Consider the following 18,929-nt stretch of genomic DNA (forward strand, 5'->3'; position numbering starts at 1 on the left):
TGCGGCTGCCGCTCGCCTCATCTCGCATCACGTACACGTTCCGGCAAGCCCTCAACAGAACGCGAGTTCGTCTTCCTCGCGCAAGCAGCCTGAGTCGGCACGCCCCAGCGATAGGGGCGTGCCGAAACCCTCAGCGCAGGGCGTCCAAGGCGAACGCCGTGTACATGGCCACCCCGGCGGCCATCGCCGGTTCGTGGAACTTCACCCGGTTCGAGTGGTTGTCCTCGGTGGTCGCCGGGTCCGCTCCCGGCTCGCGGGCGCCGATGAACGCGAACGCGCCCGGAATCCGTTGCAGGACATACGAGAAGTCTTCCGCGCCCATGATCGGCGTGGTCAGCTCCTCGACGTTGTCCTCGCCCAGCACCTCCGCACCCAGCGACAACACCTCGGCTGCCACTGCCGGGTCGTTGACCGTCGTCGGGTAGCCCGGGTCCACACCGGCCGACACGCGGCAGCCGTGGGCCGCTCCGACCGCCTCGCACACCTTCGGCAGTTCCTCGCGGATGAAGGACCGCGTCGACTCCGACAGGGTGCGAATGGTCCCCTCGAGCACCGCCGTCTCGGGGATGATGTTCGTCGTCGTCCCGGCCTGGATGCGGGTCACCGAGACCACCGCCGGGTCGAAGACGCTGATCCGGCGCGTGACCATCGTCTGGATCGCGCTGACCATCGCCGCCGCGGCGGGGACGGGGTCGATCGCGTCGTGCGGGGCGGAACCGTGGCCGCCGCGGCCGGTGACCTCGACGCTGAACGTGTCGGCCGACGCCATCATCGGCCCGCCGCGCACCTGCAGGACGCCGCTCGGGCTGTTGGCGATCGTGTGCAGGCCGAAGGCTCGCGTGACGCGCGTGCCCGCCGCGTCCAGCACTCCCTCGTGGATCATGTGCCGCGCGCCGTGCATGCCCTCCTCTCCGGGCTGGAACATGAACACGACCGAGCCGGCCAGGTCGTCGACCCGCTCGGACAGCAGCCGTGCCGCGGAGGCGAGCATCGCGACGTGCGTGTCGTGGCCGCAGGCGTGCATCGAACCGTCGATCTCGGACGAGAACTCCAGGCCGGTGTCCTCGGTGAGCGGCAGCGCGTCCATGTCCGCCCGCAGGAGCACGGCCGGGCCGGGACGGGCGCCGCGCAGGACGCCGGTGAGCGACGTCGTGGAGCGGCCGTCGGTGAGTTCGATCGGCAGGTCGGCCAGCGCGGCGCGGATCGCCGCCTGGGTGCGCGGCAGCTGCAAGCCCTGTTCGGGCTGCCGGTGCACAGCGCGGCGAAGCTCGACAGTGCGGTCCTGGAGCTGCCGCGCGGCGTCGAGCAGCCCGGCGTGCCGGTTGCCGGGCAGGGTGGGGAGGTCGGTGGGTCCGGTCATGGCTCGATAGTGGCACCTCGCACGCTTCGGGCGCACCGTGCGTGCGTTCGCCAGCGAGGCGGAATACGGTGTGCGCATGGCGGTGCAAGAGCCGGTCACGGGCTTCGCGATAGCTGTGGTCCGTGAAGACGGTCGGTGGCGGTGCAGTGCGCTCGATTCCTCGGCGCTCACAGAACTGGATGCGGCGATCACCGAGCTGGGCAAGCTCCGGTCGACCGGGGCGGCGTTCGGCCTGCTGGCCGTCGACGACGAGTTCTTCGTGATCGTCCGGCCGAGCCCGAGGGGTCCGTCGCTGCTGCTGTCGGACGCCGCCGCGGCGCTCGACTACGACATCGCGGCGGACGTCCTCGACGTCCTGCGCGTCGACCCGCCCGACGAGGACGACGACGCCGTCTGGCCCGAGGGCGACCTTGAGATCCTGGCCGACCTCGGCCTGCCCGGCGGCGAACTGGAGGTGATCGTCGGGGAGGTCGACCTCTACCCGGACGAACAGCTCCAGATGATCGCCCAGCGGTGCGGGTTCGAGGCCGAGTTCTCGAAACTGCTGGACCAGCTCTGAGACGGCCGGACGACACCGAGGCCGTGCGGGCCGCGCTGGACGCGGCCCGCGCCCCCGGTGCCGACGTGCCCATCGGCGCGGTCGTCTTCGACCCCGACGGGCACCCCCTGGCCGCGGCTCGCAACGCGCGGGTCGAGCTGGCTGACCCCACCGCGCACGCGGAGATCCTCGCGCTGCGCGCGGCGGCCCGCGAGTTCGGCGACGGCTGGCGGCTGGAGGGCTGCACGCTCGCGGTCACGCTGGAGCCCTGCACGATGTGCGCCGGCGCGCTCGTGCTCGCCCGCGTCGAGCGGTTGGTGTTCGGGGCTTGGGAGCCCAAGACGGGCGCGGTGTCGTCGCTGTGGGACGTCGTGCGCGACCGCCGCCTCAACCACCGGCCGGAAGTCCACGGCGGGGTGCTCGAAAGCGACTGCGCTGCCCTGCTCGAGGCGTACTTCGCGGACCGCCGGCTGGGGGCCGAGTAGACCCCGCCGCAAGCCGCGAAGAGGGTCCGGTATTGTTCTCGGCGGTGGCGTGTCCGAGCGGCCGAAGGAGCACGACTCGAAATCGTGTGACGGTTAATCCCGTCCGTGGGTTCAAATCCCACCGCCACCGCTCTAGCCAGGCAGAACGCCGGGTAGCCCGCGAGGGTTCACCCGGCGTTCTGCTGTGTGGTCTCAGTTCTGGTCTCATATGTACCTGTTAGGCGGGTACTGGCGTGCCGGCTGGTCCCTCCTCCGCGTCGTCCTCTGTGTCGTCGGCGTACCACGCGGCATCGACGACTTCGCTTGCACGGACGCTACGACTCACCTTGTCGGCGCAGTGTGTACAACATTTTGCATAACGCAAGTAACGTTCTGAGCTGTGCGCGAGATGATCGCCTAGTCCAGATTTTTCAAGCAGCACCAGCACTTGGACGACGCGGCGCGGAGCCGGCCGTGCTCGTCGCAGGGGGGACACAGTTGGACGAGGACCTCGTAGCCCGAGCTATGCGACACTACGCCGAAGCTTGTACAGCCTCAGGGCATGCGCTGAGCGGCTCGGTTGACACTCAATGTCGCTGTGGCACCGTCGCGGCTCGCCTGGAAGAAGACAGAGACCTGCGGATCAAGGCTCAAATTTTCGATGTACAGCGAAGCAGGGTGCAGGCCGCTGTCAACGCCGAAGAGCAGCCAGACGCCAGTTGGACCTTCTCCGCACTCGTCCGCCTTGTAGTTGACGAATTGCCAGACCCATTTCAGGGATTTGACCGACCATTCAAGAGGATCGTTTTCCTCACCTCGGCACTCGCGCGTATAGCAGAGTCGGGGGTATCAATTGATGCGATCGTCAGAATTGGTCTGCGACACAGGTTCAAGCGTTCCGCTGCGATACTGGCCTCTGCAATGTTGCCAGGAATTTCGCTTACGGGGAGCAGGAACTCTATTCCAGATAGGACCCTCGCCTGGGCCGATTTGCTCGATCGGTGTATCGCTGAGAGCGATCCCGGCGACGTCGTCGACAATGTTGCAGAAACGGAATCGTTGGGCGACGCGCTTTTCGAACGCATACGAAAAGCGAGAATCGGACTATTTGCCGACAAAGTCGCGGGCTGGCTTGAGCGAGCACCGATCATAGACATCGTTTCTTGGCGCTATACTGATCTAGCTGATCGCTCGAAGATTAGCGAAGACGACCTTAACTTTCCCGGCGGCCAGGAGGCTGTAGCATGGCTGCTCGACAGGTTTTCCCTCACCCACTACAGCGATTGGCAGCGGACGTCCCTATACTGGGAACTCCGATATGCTAATAATCCAGAATCAACTGCCATTGAAGCGGGTGTGCCATTATCGGTTCTCCGCCAGCGTCCGGCGCATGTTGGAACGGTTGTGGATGCTGTTGTAACGCGTGGATCTTCGCCGCTTGATCATGAGAACCTGCTCGGGAACCTGACTTTTGACCAATTGTCTTCCCATGTGCTGGAGAGTCTAAAGAACGGTCGGGCGCAGCAAACTTCCGAACTGCTACGGGAGATTACTCGGAAGTATCCGACCCTTGCGGAAGCCCGCAGCATGTTCGGATTTGCCCTTATTCCCGTACTTCCTGATGAGGCTCTTGATGTTATTGGCCGATGCCTCGCTGACCCTGAAAATGTCAACGTTGAGCTGCTCAGAATAAATAAGGCTTCCGCGCTCTGGCGGCTGCGCAGGAGCGCAGAAGCCCTAGTTGTTGTCGAAGGCCTTCATGTGACCGGTTTTGACGATGACCTCTGGTTATGGAAGCCAGAAGATCTCGAAAGTGCTAGCGAATCCGAGGACTTTGAGCCCGGATCGTTTAATGCGCAAGAGTGGATAGCTCAAGCGCTCAAGATCCTGAAAGGTGACGTCGCGCAGTGAGATTTGCAGAAATGTCCTTCATTGAAAGCATCAGGTGCATTGGATCGGAAGGTGACTCGACGAACTCGGCCTGTGCCATGTAGAAGTTTCGAGCATCCTCGTCCCGGGCGTGAATGAGCAGTGCCCTGATGCCTACTGACTCAGAAAGTCCGACAGCTCGCTCCATAGCGTCCTTTAAAAGGTGACGTCCGATTCCCTTGCCTTGGTACTCCCAGTCGACTGCCAGCCTGGCAAGTAGTATGCAAGGGATATCCTTTGGTGGAGAGTTGCCGGCAACAACATTTGGGACATGCTGCTTGCTTACCCCAGAAACGGTTATGGCGTAGTAGCCGACAACGCGGCCGTCCTGCGTTGTGGTCACGTAGGTGACCGCGCTGTCGGACTTTTGATTCGTGTACGCAAACTTTGTCAACCATGTATCCAGCTCATCGGCACCGCTCTGGAAGCCCGCAACATCGTCAGTCCGTTGGAGCTTGCGCGGGAGCTGTGGCTTCGCAAGAGCAGCGTCAGCTCTTCCGGTTGCGTTACTCATCTTCGTCGGCAAATGGCGAGGGCTCGGCAAACAGCTTCCTCAACCGCGGAAGATCGCGAACGGGCATGTCGAGTAGCTCTTCGAACCGTTGCCAACTGGCCTCGTCGAGCACGAACCAGCGGCGATCGGACATCACTCGCTCCGCCTGTGTAACAGCAGAGTCCAAGATGAATTCCGTCATGGTCCTGTCAGTTGCCGCGGCGGCACTGCGCAGCAGCTGCTCCTGGCGAGTGGTAGCGCGGAGGTTGATCCGCTCATCGCGAGTTGGACGTTCGGCGGCAGGTCTCTGAGTCATGCTGCCCTCCTGTGGTTGTGAGTACACAGTACATACATCGGCGTGGGCGGTCGATAGTTACATCGCCCAGCTGAGGTAACATGTTGATGCAGTGCGCTGACTGTAATCGAGAAATTACGGTGGGTTATCGTACCAGCTCAGCGGTGGTTCATTAAGGCTTGGTTGCGCGCCTGTTCGCTCGATTGGCTGCATTTTGCGAACATCCGTTCGGGTGAAACCCCTGGGCATATCCGTGGCCGCGCGTCGTGTTCCCAGGCGTCGAGCTCAACCACTGCTGACGCCTCCACAACCACCCCCACAGGCGGCACCAGGTGTGGATCGTCGACTGCGGCAGAAGACGCCTCGTCTCAGTCCAGGCGGGTCCGTGCCAGTTCGCGTCCGGTCGGCGAAACTCACTGAACAGGCCAAACGAGCGGACTGGACTGTCCTGAACAACCGGGAATGGAACTCGAAATCGTGTGACGGTTAATCCCGTCCGTGGGTTCAAATCCCACCGCCACCGCTCGCCTCGTTTCTGGGGCACAACCCCTAGACCCTGCCCGGAGGGCAATGCCTGAGACTTAAGTCGCGCTGATTTCGCCCGATGACCGTCCACAAGCGACGCCATCGACACCGAAATACCTGATTGATGGCCATCTGACCGATACTTGACCGCTGACCCGCATATCCCGCCTCGGCCGCACCGCCGACCTTGGCAAACACTCGAAACGCACCTGCCAGGACTCTCAAGTTCCTGGCATTGCGCCCCGGAGGGGCTTCGCCCCGACCCCGACGTGGCGGTCGCCTTTCCTTTATGGGCACTCCGGCCGGGGTTCGTTCGTTTGACCCTCCGGTAGCTGGTCCCCGCACCGGAGGTGGCGCTTTGTACATCTATGCCCGGCGTCGTTCGCTCACGTTCAGCGGCAAGCAGGTGACGATCAAGGCCGCGATCAAAGACGGCCTGTTCGGCGCGGACAAGAGGCACAGCTTCACCGTCAGCCGGATCAGCGGGGTCAGCAACACCGAACCCGGCGCGTTCAGCCCGGGGTGTCTCAAGTTCAAGGTGACCGGCGGGTCGACGGCGGTGATCGAGAACCCGGCTTCCGGCGGCGACAAGGCCGATCTGTGCACGTTCTACTACAGCTCCTCAGACCGGAAGAAGGTGCGGGAGCTGGTCGCGGCCGTCAAAGCGGCAATATCGAAGTAGCGTGGACTCATGAGCGAGGAGCTTCCGCCGGTCGGCAAGACCGCGGTTGGGGTTGCTGGGCTTCGGGCGCTGGAGAGCGGGCGGCCGGACCGGCTGTTCGACGATCCGTACGCGGGCGCGTTCTTCCACGCCGGCCGCGCGATCTTCGAGGGCCGGGAACGTCACCACGAGCTGGGGATGGTGTTCGCGCACCAGGTCGCGATCCGCACCAGGTTCTTTGACGACTTCGTTTCCGGCGGGACCCAGACGGTGCTTCTCGCGGCCGGTCTCGACGCTCGCGCGTTCCGGCTCGACTGGCCCGACGGGGCGCGCGTGTTCGAGGTCGATCTGCCGGACGTGCTCGCGTTCAAGGAAACCGTGCTGTCCGGAAAAGGCGCGCGGCCTCGGTGCCAGCGCACGACGGTTCCGGTGGATCTGCGCGACGACTGGGTCGCTGCCTTGAAAAACAACGGATTCGACCCGGATCAGCCGACCGTTTGGCTCGCTGAGGGGCTCCTCGTCTACCTCAGCCGGGACGAGGCGGAGCGGATGCTCACGGCGGTCACCGAGTTGTCCGCGCCGGGCAGCCGGGTTTCGTTCGAACACCGGCCGGACGGTGATCAGGACGGGCTGCTGGAACGGGCGCGTCAATTCGGCAGCGAGGTGACGGCGCTTTGGCGCGGCGGTCTCGCGGGGGACGCTCCGAACTGGCTCGCCGAGCACGGCTGGCGGCCGGAAACCGTTACGGTCGCGGAACTTTCCGTCCAATATGGACGCGAGCCGCTGCACCACACGCGCGGCGGATTCGTGACCGCGACCCGTTAATGCTCTTCCTGCAACACCGGTGTGCCGAACGCGTCGAGGAAAGTCGTTGCCTCTCCTATGGTTGCGACGCCGCGCGCGACCGCTTCCGCGATGGTCCCGCACGCCTCCCGCACCGCTGGCTCCGCGGATCGGTCGCCCGCCAGCAGCGCGACGGCCGCTGGGGTCACTCCTTCGGCGATCAGCATGACTCGCGCCGCCGTCTGATCTGCCAGCCGGTCAAGCAAATCCGCCAGATCCAGGCCGACCGACGCTGTCCGCGCGGCAGCCTCGGCGGCCTGCCGGTAGTGCGCGTCCAGTTCGTCGGCGCTGCCCCGGAACTGCGCGGCCGGTTCGCCGCCCCATTTGCGTTCCGCGCTGTGCGCCCCGCGTTCGAACTCCAGCCGGGCCATCACCAGCACGTCGCGCCCGCCCGACAGCGTGCGCGCGGATTCGCGGATCGTCTGCGGGGAACAGTCGATCTGGCGCAGCGCGGCGACCGGGTCCGGTGCGCCGATCGCGGCGGCCGCGGCACTCAAGGAAGCCAGCCCGGCGGCCGCGTTTTCCAGCGCCGGGTGGAGGAACGGCATCAACTCAGCAGCGCCGTCGCGATCGTCGGGCGGTGGTGGTGGCCGCGGGCGGCCATCCGCAGCTGGCCGGCGAGGTCGGACGTCGCGTCGCCGAGCATGCGCGCGTCGACGTCCCGCGCGGCGAGCGCGGCCTCCCACCGGGCGGCGATTTCCCGCGCGGGCGCGGAAATGCCCCACGGCGTCGATTCGAGACGGGCTTCGGCGAACCGGCCCGCGGCACGGTCCGCGTCGGCAGCCGCTCGATCGAGCGCGTCCGCGGCGGCGTTGAGCCGCTCGCTCGTCGAACCTGCCATCGGGACCTCCGCTTCCGGGAGAGCGCGAACCGCGGCCCGTCACCCTCTCCAGAGATCTAACCCCATCGAGGCCGCCCGGGTCACTCGGCCGGGCGTGCGACGATTCCACATCGTGGAGATCCTTGACCCACGCAACCGAACCCGGCCAGAATTGGAGTCATGCCAGAGAACCGGGTAGTGCCGCTAGCCGGCCGTGCCCCGGCGCGGTCGGACGGCGAGGGCGTGGCCGCTCTCCTGAGGCGTCGCGGTCGTCTCGGCTCTCCTCCCGCGTAGGCGATTTTCCGCTGCTGTAGCCGAATTCACCTATTCTTCCGGGAGTACCCCCATGTCTGTAGACCTGCCTGCCCGCCTGCGCTCGTCCGTCACCCCGGACGACGGGATCCTCGAAGGGCCGCGCGTGTTGCGCCGCCTTCCGGACGGCGTCGAAGAACGTCCCTACGAGCTTTTCACCCTGCGTCCGCTCGGACGGGTGATCGGCGCGGAAATCTCCGGAGTGGACCTCGGCGCACCCGTGTCGCCGCGGTTGCGTGCCGAGCTGAACCGCGCGTTGCTGGAGTGGAAGGTGCTGTTCTTCCGCGACCAGCGGATCACGTCGCAGCAGCAGCGCGTGTTCGCCGCGAACTGGGGAGAACTGGAGACCAACCCGTTCATCGCGCGGGGAGATTCCGACGAGGTCGTGCGGTTCACTCGCACCGCCGGGATGCCCGGGTACGAAAACATCTGGCACACCGACGTGACCTGGCGGCCGAATCCGGCGCTCGGTTCGGTGTTGCGGCTGGTCGAGGTCCCGCCGATCGGCGGCGACACGATGTGGGCCGACATGGCCGCCGCCTACGACAACCTGCCCGCCGACGTCCGCGAGCGGATCGACGGCCTCACCGCGGTGCACGATTTCGTCCCCGGTTTCGACCGGTTCACCGACCCGGACCTGCTGGCCCAGTGGCAGGACGCGTACCCGCCGGTCGAGCACCCGGTGGTGCGGACCCATCCGGAGACCGGACGGCGGACGTTGTTCGTGAACCAGGCGTTCACCACGCACATCACCGGCCTCGACCGCGCCGAAAGCGACCGGCTGCTGCGGTATCTGTTCCTCCAGGCGCACACGCCGGAGTTCCAGGTGCGGTTCCGCTGGCAGCCGGATTCGGTGGCGTTCTGGGACAACCGCGCGACCCAGCACTACGCGGTCAACGACTACCACCCGCACGTCCGGATCGCCGAGCGCGTCGCGATCGTCGGGGACCGGCCGTACTGACCGCTCACGACACCCCGGTGAGCACGGTGTCGACAAGTCGCTCGAGATAGGCGGCGTTGGCGGATTTCGCCCGGATCAGGGTGTGGAACCAGAGGTTTCCGCCCAGCAGATCCATGATCATCTCCGAATCCGCGGCGTCGGCGAGTTCGCCTCGGTCGTGAGCCCGGTCGAAGACGGCCTGCTCGCGGCCGAGGCGGTCGGCGAAGAACCGTCCGGCGGCCTCGGCGGTGGCGGGCCGGTCCGGCAGCGCGGAGACAACGGCCGTGATCACGCGCCGGTTTGCCGGATCGGACAGCAGGCGGTGGATCTGCTTCGCCAGTTCGAGGAGATCGCCGCGCAGGGAACCGGTGTCGGGAATCGCGAAGGCGAGTTCCGGGGCCTGCACGAGCGCGTCGGCGAGGACCTCGTCCTTGGTCGCCCACGTGCGGTAGATCGTCGTCTTGTGCACCCCGGCCCGCGCGGCGACCGCTTCGATCGTCAGTGCGTCGTAACCGCGTTCGGCCAGCAGCGCGAGGGTCGCGGAGAAGATGGCGTCCGCCTTGCGCGGGCGGGTGGCGGTCCAGTCCATGACTCGATCCTAGCCAGGTTTGCAACGGTGCGTTGCATTTGGTAGACCGGTGCCATGCAACGGTCCGTTGCATTCCTGGGTGGAAGGCGGAGACATGAGCGACGTGCTCCCGGTGGTTTTCGTGCACGGCATCCGGTTGTCCGGGGCGTGCTGGCAGCAGCAGAAACGCCTGGCCCGCGGTCGAGTCGCCGCGCCGGACCTGCCTGGGCACGGCACGCGGCGCGGGGAGAAGTTCACTCTCGACGGCGCGGTCGACGCGGTCGCCGAAGCCATCGACGAGGTCGGCGGCCGCGCGGTTCTGGTGGGCCATTCGCTCGGCGGCTACGTCTCGATCGCGACCGCGGCCCGGCATCCGGAGCGGGTCGTTTCCCTGGTGGGAGCCGGATGTTCGCTCCCGCCGAGTTCGGTGCTGCGCGGCGGATTCCGGTTCGCGCGCCGTGGGCTGGCGACTGCCGCGGACGACGGCGCTTCCTTCAGCGCATGGCTCCTCCGCCGGGTGCTCCCCGCGGAAGTCGCCGAGCCGGTCATCGCCGCGGGAATCGCCTCTGAAGTCATCCCGGACGTGATGGAGGCGGCCGCCGGAATGGACCCGCTCGCCGACCTCGCCCGGTACCCGGGGCGGGTACTGCTGCTGAACGGCCGCCACGACCACTTCCGCCTCGGCGAGCGGCGGTTTTTGGCTGCGTGCCAGGACGGGGCGCTGCAGATCGTGCCGGGGGCGGGCCACTACCTGCCGCTCACCCACGGCGAGAGTTGCGCGCGGGCGGTCGACGGGGTCGCGACGGCCCTCGTCAGCGGTTAATGCTCGCGAGTGGCGAGGCGGGCCGCCTTCCTCCCCCTCCCGCGCTCCCCCGCACGGTCAAGGCGGCGCCTCGCCACTCGCGAGGCTTCCCCGGGGCAAATCCGTGGAGCCGCGGTCGCGGGCGAAGCGGAAAGTCCCGCGCCCGCGGCTGTTTTCCCGGGTGGTGACACCTGCGCACTCGACGACGGTCAACCCCCACGTGACCGTGTCGCCTCCCCCGCGAGGTGCTACCCGTGAGCGGCGGGGCGGCCCGAAAGTGGTCTGGGCCACAGTTTCCGCGCTCATCGGTAAGGTACTCCCGCCCGGTACCAGTCGACCCCGGGCTTGAGCTGCATTTAAGGCAGATGCGCCGTCCGGGTGACGGCGGGACCAGCGGTCTAGCCGCGAAGTCCTTCGACTGTCGCGAAGCCATCACTGACCGTCACCTTGGTGCCGCGGCGAGCGGACAGCTCCACGAACCGCTGCAGTGCCGCGTCGGCGTCGTCTCCCGTCAACGGTACGCATTCGTTGTCTTCGTCGCGGCGGATCGGCACTAATTCGACCCGCATCTGCTCGCCGACGACGCAGCCGGCGAGCAGGCCGTCCCGGTGCCGGTCGCGCATGGCGGGCCAGTCGAAGACGAGGTTGCCAAGGCTGTAGAGGATCGGGCGGCCGCGATACACCTCGACCGGCTGCACGGTGTGCGGTCCGTGTCCGACGACCAGGTCGGCGCCGGCGTCGATGATCGCGTGCGCGTAGGTCACCTGGTATTCGGCCAGCTCGTCGCCGGGGAGGCCCCAATGCATCGACACCACGACGTGGTCTGCCTCGGCGCGGGCGCGGCGGATGTCGGCGAGCAGCAGCTCCAGGTCGCGGCGGACCGGCGTGGTGTGCACGATCGGCGGACGGCCGGGGACGTCCAGGACGCGCGGATCCGGTTGGTACGACGTGTAAGCGCCCGCCGCGGCGACGCCCGGCGAGTCCTCGGTCGCTTCCTGCCCGACGGGCCAGCACAGCGACGTGTAGGCGAGGAACGCGATCCGGCCGCCGGGTCGTTCGAGGACCGCCGGCGCGTGCGCTTCGGCGAGGTTCGCGCCCGCGCCGCAATGCGCGATTCCGGCGCGGTCCAGCACGGCGAGGCTCGCCATCGCCGCGGCCGGCGGGTAGGTGACGTTGTTGGCTACGGACACGACGTCGATCTCGGCGGCGGTCAGCGCGGCGACCATCTCCGGCGGCGAGTGCCGCCAGTTGGGTTTGTGCGGGATGTCCATGCCGGTCGAGCCGGACAGCGGTCCTTCGAGATTCACGAACCGCACGTCGGCGCCGGTGAGCAGCGAGGTCAACGGGTCGAACGCCGTTTCCGGCTTCGCGCGGCCCTGCAGGTTGACGTCGCCGCCGAGTACGAGCGTGATCATTGCGTCAACCCGTCCAAAGGAGGAAATCCCTCCAGCTCGTTACGAATCGTTGCCCTTTCGTCTTCCTCTGCTTCGCTTGTTCGGGGGACGATGCCTCGACCGTTGACATGCAGAGGGGACTCAGGGTGACCATATCCCGTCGTCCCGCCGGGGGCCGCAGCGCCGGTGGGGCAAGACTGACCAGAGGCGCGGTTGCCGTCTCCGCAGCTGCTCTCGCGCTGGGCGGACTGGCCGCGCCCGCTTCGGCAGCGCCAAGCGCGGACGCCCTGATCGCCGAGGTCTACGGCGGTGGCGGCAATTCCGGCGCCACGCTGACCAACGACTTCATCGAGCTGGCCAACCACGGCGGCGCGCCGGTCGCGCTCGACGGGTACAGCGTCCAGTACCTGCCCGCTTCGGCGAGCGCGTCGAGCAAGTGGCAGGTCACGCCGCTCGCCGGGTCCGTCGCGCCGAAGGGCCGCTACCTCGTCGCGGAGGGGAAGGGGAACGGCGGCACGGTCGCGCTGCCGACGCCCGACGCGACCGGGGGCATCGCGATGTCCGCGACCGCGGGGACGGTCGCGCTCGTGTCCGACAGCGCGCCGCTGACCTGCAAGACCGCCGCGGATTGCTTGGCGGACAGCCGCGTCAAGGACCTCGTCGGCTTCGGCGATGCCGTTGTCCGCGAAGGAAACCCGGCCGCCGCGGCGTCGAACACGACCTCGGTCGCGCGTGCCGCGACGCTCGCCGACACCGACGACAACAGCACGGACTTCGCCGTCGGCGACCCGACGCCTACCAACACCAAGGGCGAGACCACCGGCACGCAGCCGGGCGAACCGGGTGTTCCGGCGAAGATCCACGACATCCAGGGAACGACGCGGATTTCGCCGTTCAAGGACAAGCAGGTCGAGGACGTCACCGGCATTGTCACCGCGGTGCGGAGCTTCGGCTCGGCGCGCGGGTTCTGGATCACCGACCCGCATCCCGACAGCGACCCGCGCACCAGCGAGGGCCTGTTCGTGTTCACCGGATCGACGACCCCGGCGGTGGCGGTCGGCGACGCGGTCACCGCGCAGGGCAAGGTCAAGGAGTACTACCCGGACGCGCCCGCGACCTCGAACTACCAGTCGCTCACCGAGCTGACGAGTGCACAGTGGACGGTCGGCTCCTCGGGCAACCCGCTGCCCGCCCCGACCGTGCTGACGCCGGACCAGGTGCCGGATGTGCTGGCTCCCAACGCGGGCGGCAACATCGAGCCGTTGCCGCTCGAACCGTCGAAGTACGCGCTGGACTTCTGGGAATCGCACGAAAGCGAGATCGTCCAGGTTTCCGACGCGCGGGTGGTCGGCCCGAGCAACAAGTACGGCGAGCTTTACGTGACCACGAAACCGCAGCAGAACCCGACTCCGCGCGGCGGCACGGTTTACCTCGGCTACGACAAGATCAACACCGGTGTGCTGAAGATTCAGTCGATCATTCCGTCCTCGCAGCAGGCGACGCCGAAGGTCAACACCGGCGACGTGCTCACCGGCGTCACCTCCGGCCCGGTGGAGTACAGCAACTTCGGCGGGTACACGCTGTTCGCGTCGAAGCTGGGTGCGGCCAAGGACAACAAGCTGCAGAAGGAAACCACGCGCAAGCAGCGTCCGGGCGAGCTTTCGGTGGCGACGTACAACGTCGAGAACCTCGCGCCGTCCGATTCGGACACTAAATACGCGCAGCTCGCGCACGGCATCGTCGATAACCTCGCGACGCCGGATATCGTTACCCTGGAGGAAATCCAGGACAACAGCGGCGCGACCAATGACGGAACCGTCGACGCCGACGCGACGCTGAAGAAGTTCACCGACGCGATCGTCGCCGCCGGCGGCCCGCAGTACCAGTGGCGGCAGATCGACCCGGTGAACGACGAGGACGGCGGACAACCGGGCGGCAACATCCGCGTCGGCTTCCTCTTCAACCCCTCGCGGGTGTCCTTTGTGGATCGTCCGGGTGGCAGCCCGACGTCTTCGGTGGGCGTGGTTTCCGACCACGGCAAGGCGCACCTGACCCAGTCGCCGGGCCGGGTCGACCCGGGCAACGAGGCGTGGGAGGACAGCCGCAAGCCGCTGGCGGGCGAGTTCGTATTCCGCGGCCGCACGGTTTTCATGCTGGCCAACCACTTCAACTCGAAGGGCGGCGACCAGCCGACGCACGGCCGCTACCAGCCGCCGACGCGCAGTTCCGAGGTGCAGCGGCAGAAGCAGGCGACCGTGCTGCAGGGATTCGTCTCGCAGTTGCTGAACGCGGACCCGCGGGCGAATGTCGTGGTGGCCGGCGACCTGAACGACTACCAGTTCTCGCCCGCGCTGGCGAAGCTGACGTCGGGTGGGTTGTTGAAGGACCTGATCTCGACGCTGCCGCCGGCTGAGCGGTACAGCTACGTGTACGAGGGTCAGTCGCAGGTGCTGGACCATATTCTGGCGTCGGCGGCACCGCGTGGGGTGGATTATGACGTGGTGCATGTGAATGCGGAGTTCGCTGACCAGGCTAGCGATCATGACCCGCAGGTGGTGCGGTTCCGGCCTTCGGCGGGGAATCCGTTCGCGGATTTCGCGAATGATGTGCTGGACCAGCTCGACCGGTGGTTCCACCGGACGGCGTAGGTAGTTGGCGGTGAGGGGAACTTTGAGGGACTTGGCTTCTCTCGGGGTTCCCCTCACGGCTTTTTCGGCTGGGTGGATGGAGAGCTTCGGCGATCTTGGGAAGATCCTGGGGCAGCGCTTTTGCCGCGAAGGTCTTCACCGTCAGCCACTTGAAGAGCGGCTGGGCGATGCTTCCTGTCAGTGCGGCGCACCCGGCAACGATTGCCGCGATGCCTGCCGCTGTGGTCGTCACGATGTACGCCTCTCCCTGCGTAGGTCTCCGTGAGCTCGGCGGCCCCAGGCGTGATTCCGGGCGATAGCTACATCGATTAGAAGTGTCTGCAAATGCAGACAGAAGAAGACGAAAGAGTGAATTGGCTAAGCGTGCGACACCTTCTGGGCGGCTGCACGCGGTCCCAAGCCGACCTCCTGACTTCGGGGTCGACCTGGTGATCCGGACCGTGAGTGGCGCGCCTCCCGCGCCGTTTGAAGCTAGCCGAGCCGTCCCGACCCTGACTCGGAGAACGGACTGGCCGATTGGGTTTCAGTCGAAGCTGAACATCTCCGGCCTTCCGTCAGCCAAGGGCACCAACCCCCCCGCGAGTGGCGTCGGTCAGCGTTTAGCCCGCCAGCCAAGCCCCAGCACCGCCTGTACCAGTTCCTGATAACTCGGCTTGACCTCTTCCAAATACCGGTCCAAATACTGCGGCCGAGCAGTGGTCACCGGCTGCGGGTCATCCAGCGCCTCTACAAAACTCAGCCGCGAAACGTTGTGCAGCGCCATCTTCCACCACCGGTTGGCGCGCTCTCGGGTTTTCTCCTCCCGATCCTGCGCGGCAGCCACCGCCGCGTGCGCGTCTGCCAGTTGGCGTTCGATTTCGTCCGCTCGCGCCAGTTCCCACGCGCGCAGGCTGTCCGCTGAACCGCGGGCCAGGCCTACGATTTCCTTGTACCGCATTGCGGGGCTGGTGGTTCCCTCGGTCACGGCGTGCCTCCCGCGGTCGGCTCGGTTTCTGGGCGCTGGAACGGGATGATGACTTCCGGTGCCCCGTGCGTGGTGCGGTCGAAGAACAACGCCCGGCCCGGTCGCGGCGACCAATGCACGACCTGACCCGCGGCGAACGGTGACAGGTCATTCCCTTGAACGTCCAGTGCGGCCCAGGTGCCGATGTCGTCCGTGCCGCCGAAGCCGAGAGTGTCCTTGAGGCGCGCGGTGCTGCGCCACCAGCCGATGGTGTGTACGCCATGCGCGGGGCCGTTTTTCAGCAACGTGCGCAGATGGTCGAGGCCGCTCTTCAACTGTCCGACGGCCTTTGCCTCCAACGAAGGCAACGCGGCGTCCACGCCGTACAGCAGCAGGATGCGCGGCGTCGTGGTGGAAAGCGATTCGACGATCGATTCCAGCTCGGTGGAAAGATCTTCGGTGAGCGTCGCGATGTGCCCCTCGGCTTCCAGTCGGCTCTTCAAGTCCAACACTGCCGGGGAACTCGCCACGATGGGGCAATGCAACAGAAACTCGACCTGCCCGAGTTCCATTTGCCGGGAAAGCGAGCGAGCGGCGGAGTCCATAATGGACAACGCCTCCGCGGTCGCGCCGCCGAGTACGGCGATGTTCCGGCCGGGTACCCGGGGGAGTTCGACACCGCACGCGGCTTCGGTGACGTCGATCGACTGGCCGAGGATGGCTCGCGGCTGGGGGCTCGGCTTGAGTTCCATATAAGCCGGGAACTGTTCCAGCACCGGCGAATGCGCACCGTCGAACAGGCGTGGCCGGGTGAAGCGGCCGGCGTAGAGTTCCCACAGCTTTTGCTGCAGGTTCACGAAAACGTTGCGACTGCTCGCATCCGGCACGTGTGCGAGCTGGTTTCCGTGTGCGACACCGGAATCGTGGTTGATCACCGCGTGCCACTTGGGTGCGGATACGGCCGCGTTGTTCGTTTCCGCGAGAACCCGGCGCGCCTTCGGCATCGCGATACGCAGTGTGCACTGCTCGAAGACCGCGGGTTTGCCCCAGAACGCTTCGATCCCGGCGACGTCTTGGCTAGCCAGCACCAAGTGGATGCCTTGCGAACGCCCGCGCCGGGCGATGTCTTCGAGCAATTGCGTGGCCTGCGCGGTGACCTGGTCGCGTCCGGCGAAGAGGTACTGGAATTCGTCGATCACCGCGACGATCCGCGGCCAGTGTCCGCCCGGATCCTGTTCTCGCAGGTCGGCCAGGTTCGTGACCTCGTGTTCCTTGGCCGCGGCGGAACGGCGGCGCAGTTCGTCGGCGAGGAAACGCAGCAGCGCCAACCCGAATTCGCGGTCGGTGTTGACGTTGACGCCCACCAGTTTCGCGTGCGGCAGCCAACTGGAGTCCTTACGACCGGGCGCGAGACCGGCGAACGAGACGCCTTCCTTGAAGTCCAGCAGGTACAACGCCAGCTCGTCCGGCGTGTAGCGCGCGGCGAGACTGCCCAGCAACGCGTACAGGAAGTTCGTTTTCCCGGAACCGCTCGGCCCGCCGATGAGCGCGTGCGGGCTCGCGTCGCCGATCACGACTTCGACGGCTTCACCCTCGTGGAACCCGATCGGCGCGCGCAGTTCCCGCGCGGAGCTTTCCTGGCCGATCTCGGCGGGCATCAGATCGGCGAACGACCGCGGGCCGCCCTGTTTCGAGATCAGTGCTTCGGCGATCCGGTTCGCCGCGCGGATGACCTGCCCGGACGGCATCGGCGGATCCAGGTCCACGACCAGGTCGCTGCCGGTCATGCTGCTGACGGCGCGGCGTTCGTCCAGCAGGCTGAGCGTTTCGATCGACGCGCTCACCGCGGTGGGCACGTCGACCAGGATCAGGCAGATCCCCGCCGCGAGCGCGCCGCTGGCCACGCGTTTGAGGTCGCGCGCGCGTTCCGCGTCGAGGGTTTCGCCGTTGCCGTACAGCACCGCGATCCGGTACGGCTCTAACCGCTGGTTGGTGGCTTTTCGCAGCTCCCGCAACGAGGTGTGGCCCGCCTGCATGCCGGTGGCGTGGATCCGGCGGATGTGCCCGGCGAGCTCGTCGAGCAGATCCTCCAGCCGTGTCGGGTCGTACAGCGACAGCGCGCTGGTGCGGCTGAGCGGGTACAGGTCCGGCAGGATCGCGGTGAGCTGCCCGACGTCCCACAGGTGGATTTTCACCGCGCCGGGCTCGAACGCCGACAGCACGCGCATCAGCAGGCCCTGCACGATCCCGTCCACCACCGGCCGCGTTTTCGGCGCGGACGTGATGGCCAGGTGCGATTCGTCCAGCAGCGGCACGGCGACGTCGAACGTGCGCGAGATGTCGCGTCCGGCCGCGGTGGCCGAACCGACCCGCCACAGCCCGGGCGCGGTGACGCCGGGATTCGTGCCGACACGGCCGAGCCATTCGCTCGGCGGCCGCCCGGCCGGGCCCGGCGCGTGCGCGGCGACGAGGTCGCGCAGTTCGCCGGGACCGGCGCTCCAGTCGGTGTAGAAGGCGGCGCGGGTGCCGCCGAGCGCGGCGAACACCTCGTGCGCCGCCGGATGCCGGGCCCACTCCGTCTGCTGCGCCGGATCGGCGTGGTCCATGCCGACCCGGACGATCTCCTGTTCCAGCGTCAGCCGCGCCACCTCGGCCTCGGCCATTTCGCGCGCGCCCGCCGCGGCCCCGAGCACGAGCCCGATCTGGTGCCGGACCCGGTCGAGGGCGGTTTGCACACGGTTGCGTTGCTCGGCTGACTTGCTGGCCATCTCATCCCTACAGGCGTGACTGGTAGCCGCCCACTAATTCGTCGGCGGCGGCTAAACGGGTGAGGAGGTGCTCGAGTGCCTCGTCGGCCTGCGCCAACTGCTGCGGCAGCCACGGATCTGCCTTGGCTTGCGCGTCGACGAGTGCGCGCCGGGCGTCGCCGAGCAGAGCTTGCGCCCGCTCGGCATGCGCCCGTCCGTCGCCGACCCCCGCTCGCGCGGCGGTGAGCAACTGGTGGATTTCGGCGAGCCCCGACATCGGCGTTAAAGCCGCGCCGAGTAGGAGTCGGCCGACGAGATGCCGGCCTGGATGGTGCTCTGCATGCCGGTGATCCCTTGCAGCGCTTCGGCGAGCAGGCCGTGCGCCTGGTTCACCTCGTGCTGGCTGCTGCCCTGGGTGGCTTGGGACAGCGACAGCTGTGCTTCTTCGAGTGCCTGCGCTGCCTGCTGCAGCGCGGCGATGCTCGCGGACGCCTTCTCGTTCGCGAGCGCGATACCAGCGCGGATCTCTTCCACTCCGGCCATGGGGGCGGGCTCCTCGGTGCGTCGTGGGCTGAAACGACCACATACAAACTTAGCGTGATCAGGTGTCTTCGGTAAGTAAGTGGGAACGGGAGAATCGACAAAGC

Annotated in this window: 19 protein-coding genes and 1 tRNA gene; 9 read left to right on the forward strand and 11 right to left on the reverse strand. The window is 67.0% G+C overall.

What is annotated here, in order from left to right; translation table 11 throughout:
- Positions 1-130 precede the first annotated feature (130 nt).
- A complete protein-coding gene (locus DMP23_RS36100) occupies positions 131-1,360 on the reverse strand; it encodes a M20 metallopeptidase family protein (protein ID WP_337823712.1) in 1,230 nt (409 codons plus the stop codon).
- Between the two features lie 76 nt (positions 1,361-1,436).
- On the opposite strand from DMP23_RS36100, the gene DMP23_RS36105 reads away from it, so the two are divergent.
- The 4 genes from DMP23_RS36105 to DMP23_RS36120 all read left to right on the forward strand — a co-directional run bounded on the left by DMP23_RS36105 (position 1,437) and on the right by DMP23_RS36120 (position 4,273).
- Entirely contained in the window at positions 1,437-1,919 is a 483-nt protein-coding gene (locus DMP23_RS36105) for a tRNA adenosine deaminase-associated protein (RefSeq protein WP_037354362.1), read from the forward strand.
- Positions 1,920-1,942: 23 nt separating this feature from the next.
- Positions 1,943-2,383 carry a nucleoside deaminase gene (locus DMP23_RS36110; RefSeq protein ID WP_337823713.1) on the forward strand — a complete coding sequence of 147 codons (441 nt, stop codon included), beginning with the start codon at positions 1,943-1,945 and terminating at the stop codon, positions 2,381-2,383.
- Between the two features lie 43 nt (positions 2,384-2,426).
- Positions 2,427-2,513 (forward strand) — tRNA-Ser (locus DMP23_RS36115).
- A gap of 347 nt (positions 2,514-2,860) precedes the next feature.
- Positions 2,861-4,273, forward strand: coding sequence for a hypothetical protein (locus DMP23_RS36120; protein WP_337823714.1), 1,413 nt, complete (start codon positions 2,861-2,863; stop codon positions 4,271-4,273).
- Here the strand turns inward: DMP23_RS36120 and DMP23_RS36125 are convergent.
- On the reverse strand, positions 4,242-4,805 hold the full coding sequence (locus tag DMP23_RS36125) for a GNAT family N-acetyltransferase (protein ID WP_337823715.1): 564 nt from the start codon (positions 4,803-4,805) through the stop codon (positions 4,242-4,244). The two genes, DMP23_RS36120 and DMP23_RS36125, sit on opposite strands and share 32 nt — an antisense overlap.
- On the reverse strand, positions 4,798-5,100 hold the full coding sequence (locus tag DMP23_RS36130; protein WP_337823716.1) for a type II toxin-antitoxin system TacA family antitoxin: 303 nt from the start codon (positions 5,098-5,100) through the stop codon (positions 4,798-4,800). Before DMP23_RS36130 ends, DMP23_RS36125 begins: the two co-directional genes overlap by 8 nt.
- An 862-nt stretch (positions 5,101-5,962) precedes the next feature.
- Between DMP23_RS36130 and DMP23_RS36135 the strand changes: the two genes are divergently transcribed.
- Both DMP23_RS36135 and DMP23_RS36140 read left to right on the forward strand, forming a co-directional pair.
- A complete protein-coding gene (locus DMP23_RS36135) occupies positions 5,963-6,286 on the forward strand; it encodes a hypothetical protein (protein WP_337823717.1) in 324 nt (107 codons plus the stop codon).
- A 9-nt stretch (positions 6,287-6,295) separates the two neighbouring features.
- On the forward strand, positions 6,296-7,090 hold the full coding sequence (locus DMP23_RS36140) for an SAM-dependent methyltransferase (protein WP_337823718.1): 795 nt from the start codon (positions 6,296-6,298) through the stop codon (positions 7,088-7,090).
- Here the strand turns inward: DMP23_RS36140 and DMP23_RS36145 are convergent.
- Positions 7,087-7,656, reverse strand: a complete 570-nt coding sequence (locus DMP23_RS36145; RefSeq protein ID WP_337823719.1) for a hypothetical protein — start codon at positions 7,654-7,656, stop codon at positions 7,087-7,089. The two genes, DMP23_RS36140 and DMP23_RS36145, sit on opposite strands and share 4 nt — an antisense overlap.
- A complete protein-coding gene (locus DMP23_RS36150; RefSeq protein WP_037808560.1) occupies positions 7,656-7,949 on the reverse strand; it encodes a hypothetical protein in 294 nt (97 codons plus the stop codon). The genes DMP23_RS36145 and DMP23_RS36150 overlap by 1 nt, the downstream gene beginning before the upstream one ends.
- Before the next feature lie 325 nt (positions 7,950-8,274).
- Here DMP23_RS36150 and DMP23_RS36155 point away from each other — a divergent pair, with 325 nt between their 5' ends.
- On the forward strand, positions 8,275-9,201 hold the full coding sequence (locus tag DMP23_RS36155; protein WP_337823720.1) for a TauD/TfdA dioxygenase family protein: 927 nt from the start codon (positions 8,275-8,277) through the stop codon (positions 9,199-9,201).
- A 4-nt stretch (positions 9,202-9,205) separates the two neighbouring features.
- On the opposite strand, the gene DMP23_RS36160 is transcribed toward DMP23_RS36155, so the two are convergent.
- A complete protein-coding gene (locus DMP23_RS36160; RefSeq protein ID WP_337823721.1) occupies positions 9,206-9,769 on the reverse strand; it encodes a TetR/AcrR family transcriptional regulator in 564 nt (187 codons plus the stop codon).
- Between the two features lie 94 nt (positions 9,770-9,863).
- Between DMP23_RS36160 and DMP23_RS36165 the strand changes: the two genes are divergently transcribed.
- Positions 9,864-10,571, forward strand: coding sequence for an alpha/beta fold hydrolase (locus DMP23_RS36165; RefSeq protein ID WP_337823722.1), 708 nt, complete (start codon positions 9,864-9,866; stop codon positions 10,569-10,571).
- Positions 10,572-10,948: 377 nt separating this feature from the next.
- Here DMP23_RS36165 and DMP23_RS36170 read toward each other — a convergent pair whose 3' ends face one another.
- Entirely contained in the window at positions 10,949-11,965 is a 1,017-nt protein-coding gene (locus tag DMP23_RS36170) for a CapA family protein (protein WP_337823723.1), read from the reverse strand.
- A 125-nt stretch (positions 11,966-12,090) separates the two neighbouring features.
- Between DMP23_RS36170 and DMP23_RS36175 the strand changes: the two genes are divergently transcribed.
- Positions 12,091-14,592, forward strand: coding sequence for an endonuclease/exonuclease/phosphatase family protein (locus DMP23_RS36175; protein WP_337823724.1), 2,502 nt, complete (start codon positions 12,091-12,093; stop codon positions 14,590-14,592).
- A 592-nt stretch (positions 14,593-15,184) separates the two neighbouring features.
- On the opposite strand, the gene DMP23_RS36180 is transcribed toward DMP23_RS36175, so the two are convergent.
- Genes DMP23_RS36180 through DMP23_RS36195 form a run of 4 tightly spaced genes read right to left on the reverse strand, consistent with a single transcriptional unit; the run spans position 15,185 to position 18,825 of the window.
- On the reverse strand, positions 15,185-15,556 hold the full coding sequence (locus tag DMP23_RS36180; protein ID WP_037808549.1) for a hypothetical protein: 372 nt from the start codon (positions 15,554-15,556) through the stop codon (positions 15,185-15,187).
- Positions 15,553-18,303 (reverse strand): FtsK/SpoIIIE domain-containing protein, encoded by a 2,751-nt coding sequence (locus DMP23_RS36185; protein WP_337823725.1) that lies wholly within the window; start codon positions 18,301-18,303, stop codon positions 15,553-15,555. The genes DMP23_RS36180 and DMP23_RS36185 overlap by 4 nt, the downstream gene beginning before the upstream one ends.
- 7 nt (positions 18,304-18,310) lie before the next feature.
- Positions 18,311-18,559 carry a hypothetical protein gene (locus tag DMP23_RS36190; protein WP_043834588.1) on the reverse strand — a complete coding sequence of 83 codons (249 nt, stop codon included), beginning with the start codon at positions 18,557-18,559 and terminating at the stop codon, positions 18,311-18,313.
- Between the two features lie 5 nt (positions 18,560-18,564).
- Positions 18,565-18,825 (reverse strand): hypothetical protein, encoded by a 261-nt coding sequence (locus DMP23_RS36195; protein ID WP_009084635.1) that lies wholly within the window; start codon positions 18,823-18,825, stop codon positions 18,565-18,567.
- Positions 18,826-18,929: the final 104 nt, after the last annotated feature.

Source organism: Amycolatopsis sp. A1MSW2902 (assembly GCF_017312175.1).
Lineage (GTDB): Bacteria > Actinomycetota > Actinomycetes > Mycobacteriales > Pseudonocardiaceae > Amycolatopsis > Amycolatopsis nivea.

Bases quoted from the DNA above. Each gene is read 5' to 3' on its own strand.
- DMP23_RS36100 (WP_337823712.1), bottom strand. From the start codon at position 1,360: ATGACCGGACCCACCGACCTCCCCACCCTGCCCGGCAACCGGCACGCC.
- DMP23_RS36185 (WP_337823725.1), bottom strand. From the start codon at position 18,303: ATGGCCAGCAAGTCAGCCGAGCAACGCAACCGTGTGCAAACCGCCCTC.
- DMP23_RS36190 (WP_043834588.1), bottom strand. From the start codon at position 18,559: ATGTCGGGGCTCGCCGAAATCCACCAGTTGCTCACCGCCGCGCGAGCG.
- DMP23_RS36130 (WP_337823716.1), bottom strand. From the start codon at position 5,100: ATGACTCAGAGACCTGCCGCCGAACGTCCAACTCGCGATGAGCGGATC.
- DMP23_RS36105 (WP_037354362.1), top strand. From the start codon at position 1,437: ATGGCGGTGCAAGAGCCGGTCACGGGCTTCGCGATAGCTGTGGTCCGT.
- DMP23_RS36165 (WP_337823722.1), top strand. From the start codon at position 9,864: ATGAGCGACGTGCTCCCGGTGGTTTTCGTGCACGGCATCCGGTTGTCC.
- DMP23_RS36150 (WP_037808560.1), bottom strand. From the start codon at position 7,949: ATGGCAGGTTCGACGAGCGAGCGGCTCAACGCCGCCGCGGACGCGCTC.
- DMP23_RS36155 (WP_337823720.1), top strand. From the start codon at position 8,275: ATGTCTGTAGACCTGCCTGCCCGCCTGCGCTCGTCCGTCACCCCGGAC.
- DMP23_RS36160 (WP_337823721.1), bottom strand. From the start codon at position 9,769: ATGGACTGGACCGCCACCCGCCCGCGCAAGGCGGACGCCATCTTCTCC.
- DMP23_RS36170 (WP_337823723.1), bottom strand. From the start codon at position 11,965: ATGATCACGCTCGTACTCGGCGGCGACGTCAACCTGCAGGGCCGCGCG.
- DMP23_RS36140 (WP_337823718.1), top strand. From the start codon at position 6,296: ATGAGCGAGGAGCTTCCGCCGGTCGGCAAGACCGCGGTTGGGGTTGCT.
- DMP23_RS36145 (WP_337823719.1), bottom strand. From the start codon at position 7,656: ATGCCGTTCCTCCACCCGGCGCTGGAAAACGCGGCCGCCGGGCTGGCT.
- DMP23_RS36195 (WP_009084635.1), bottom strand. From the start codon at position 18,825: ATGGCCGGAGTGGAAGAGATCCGCGCTGGTATCGCGCTCGCGAACGAG.
- DMP23_RS36125 (WP_337823715.1), bottom strand. From the start codon at position 4,805: ATGAGTAACGCAACCGGAAGAGCTGACGCTGCTCTTGCGAAGCCACAG.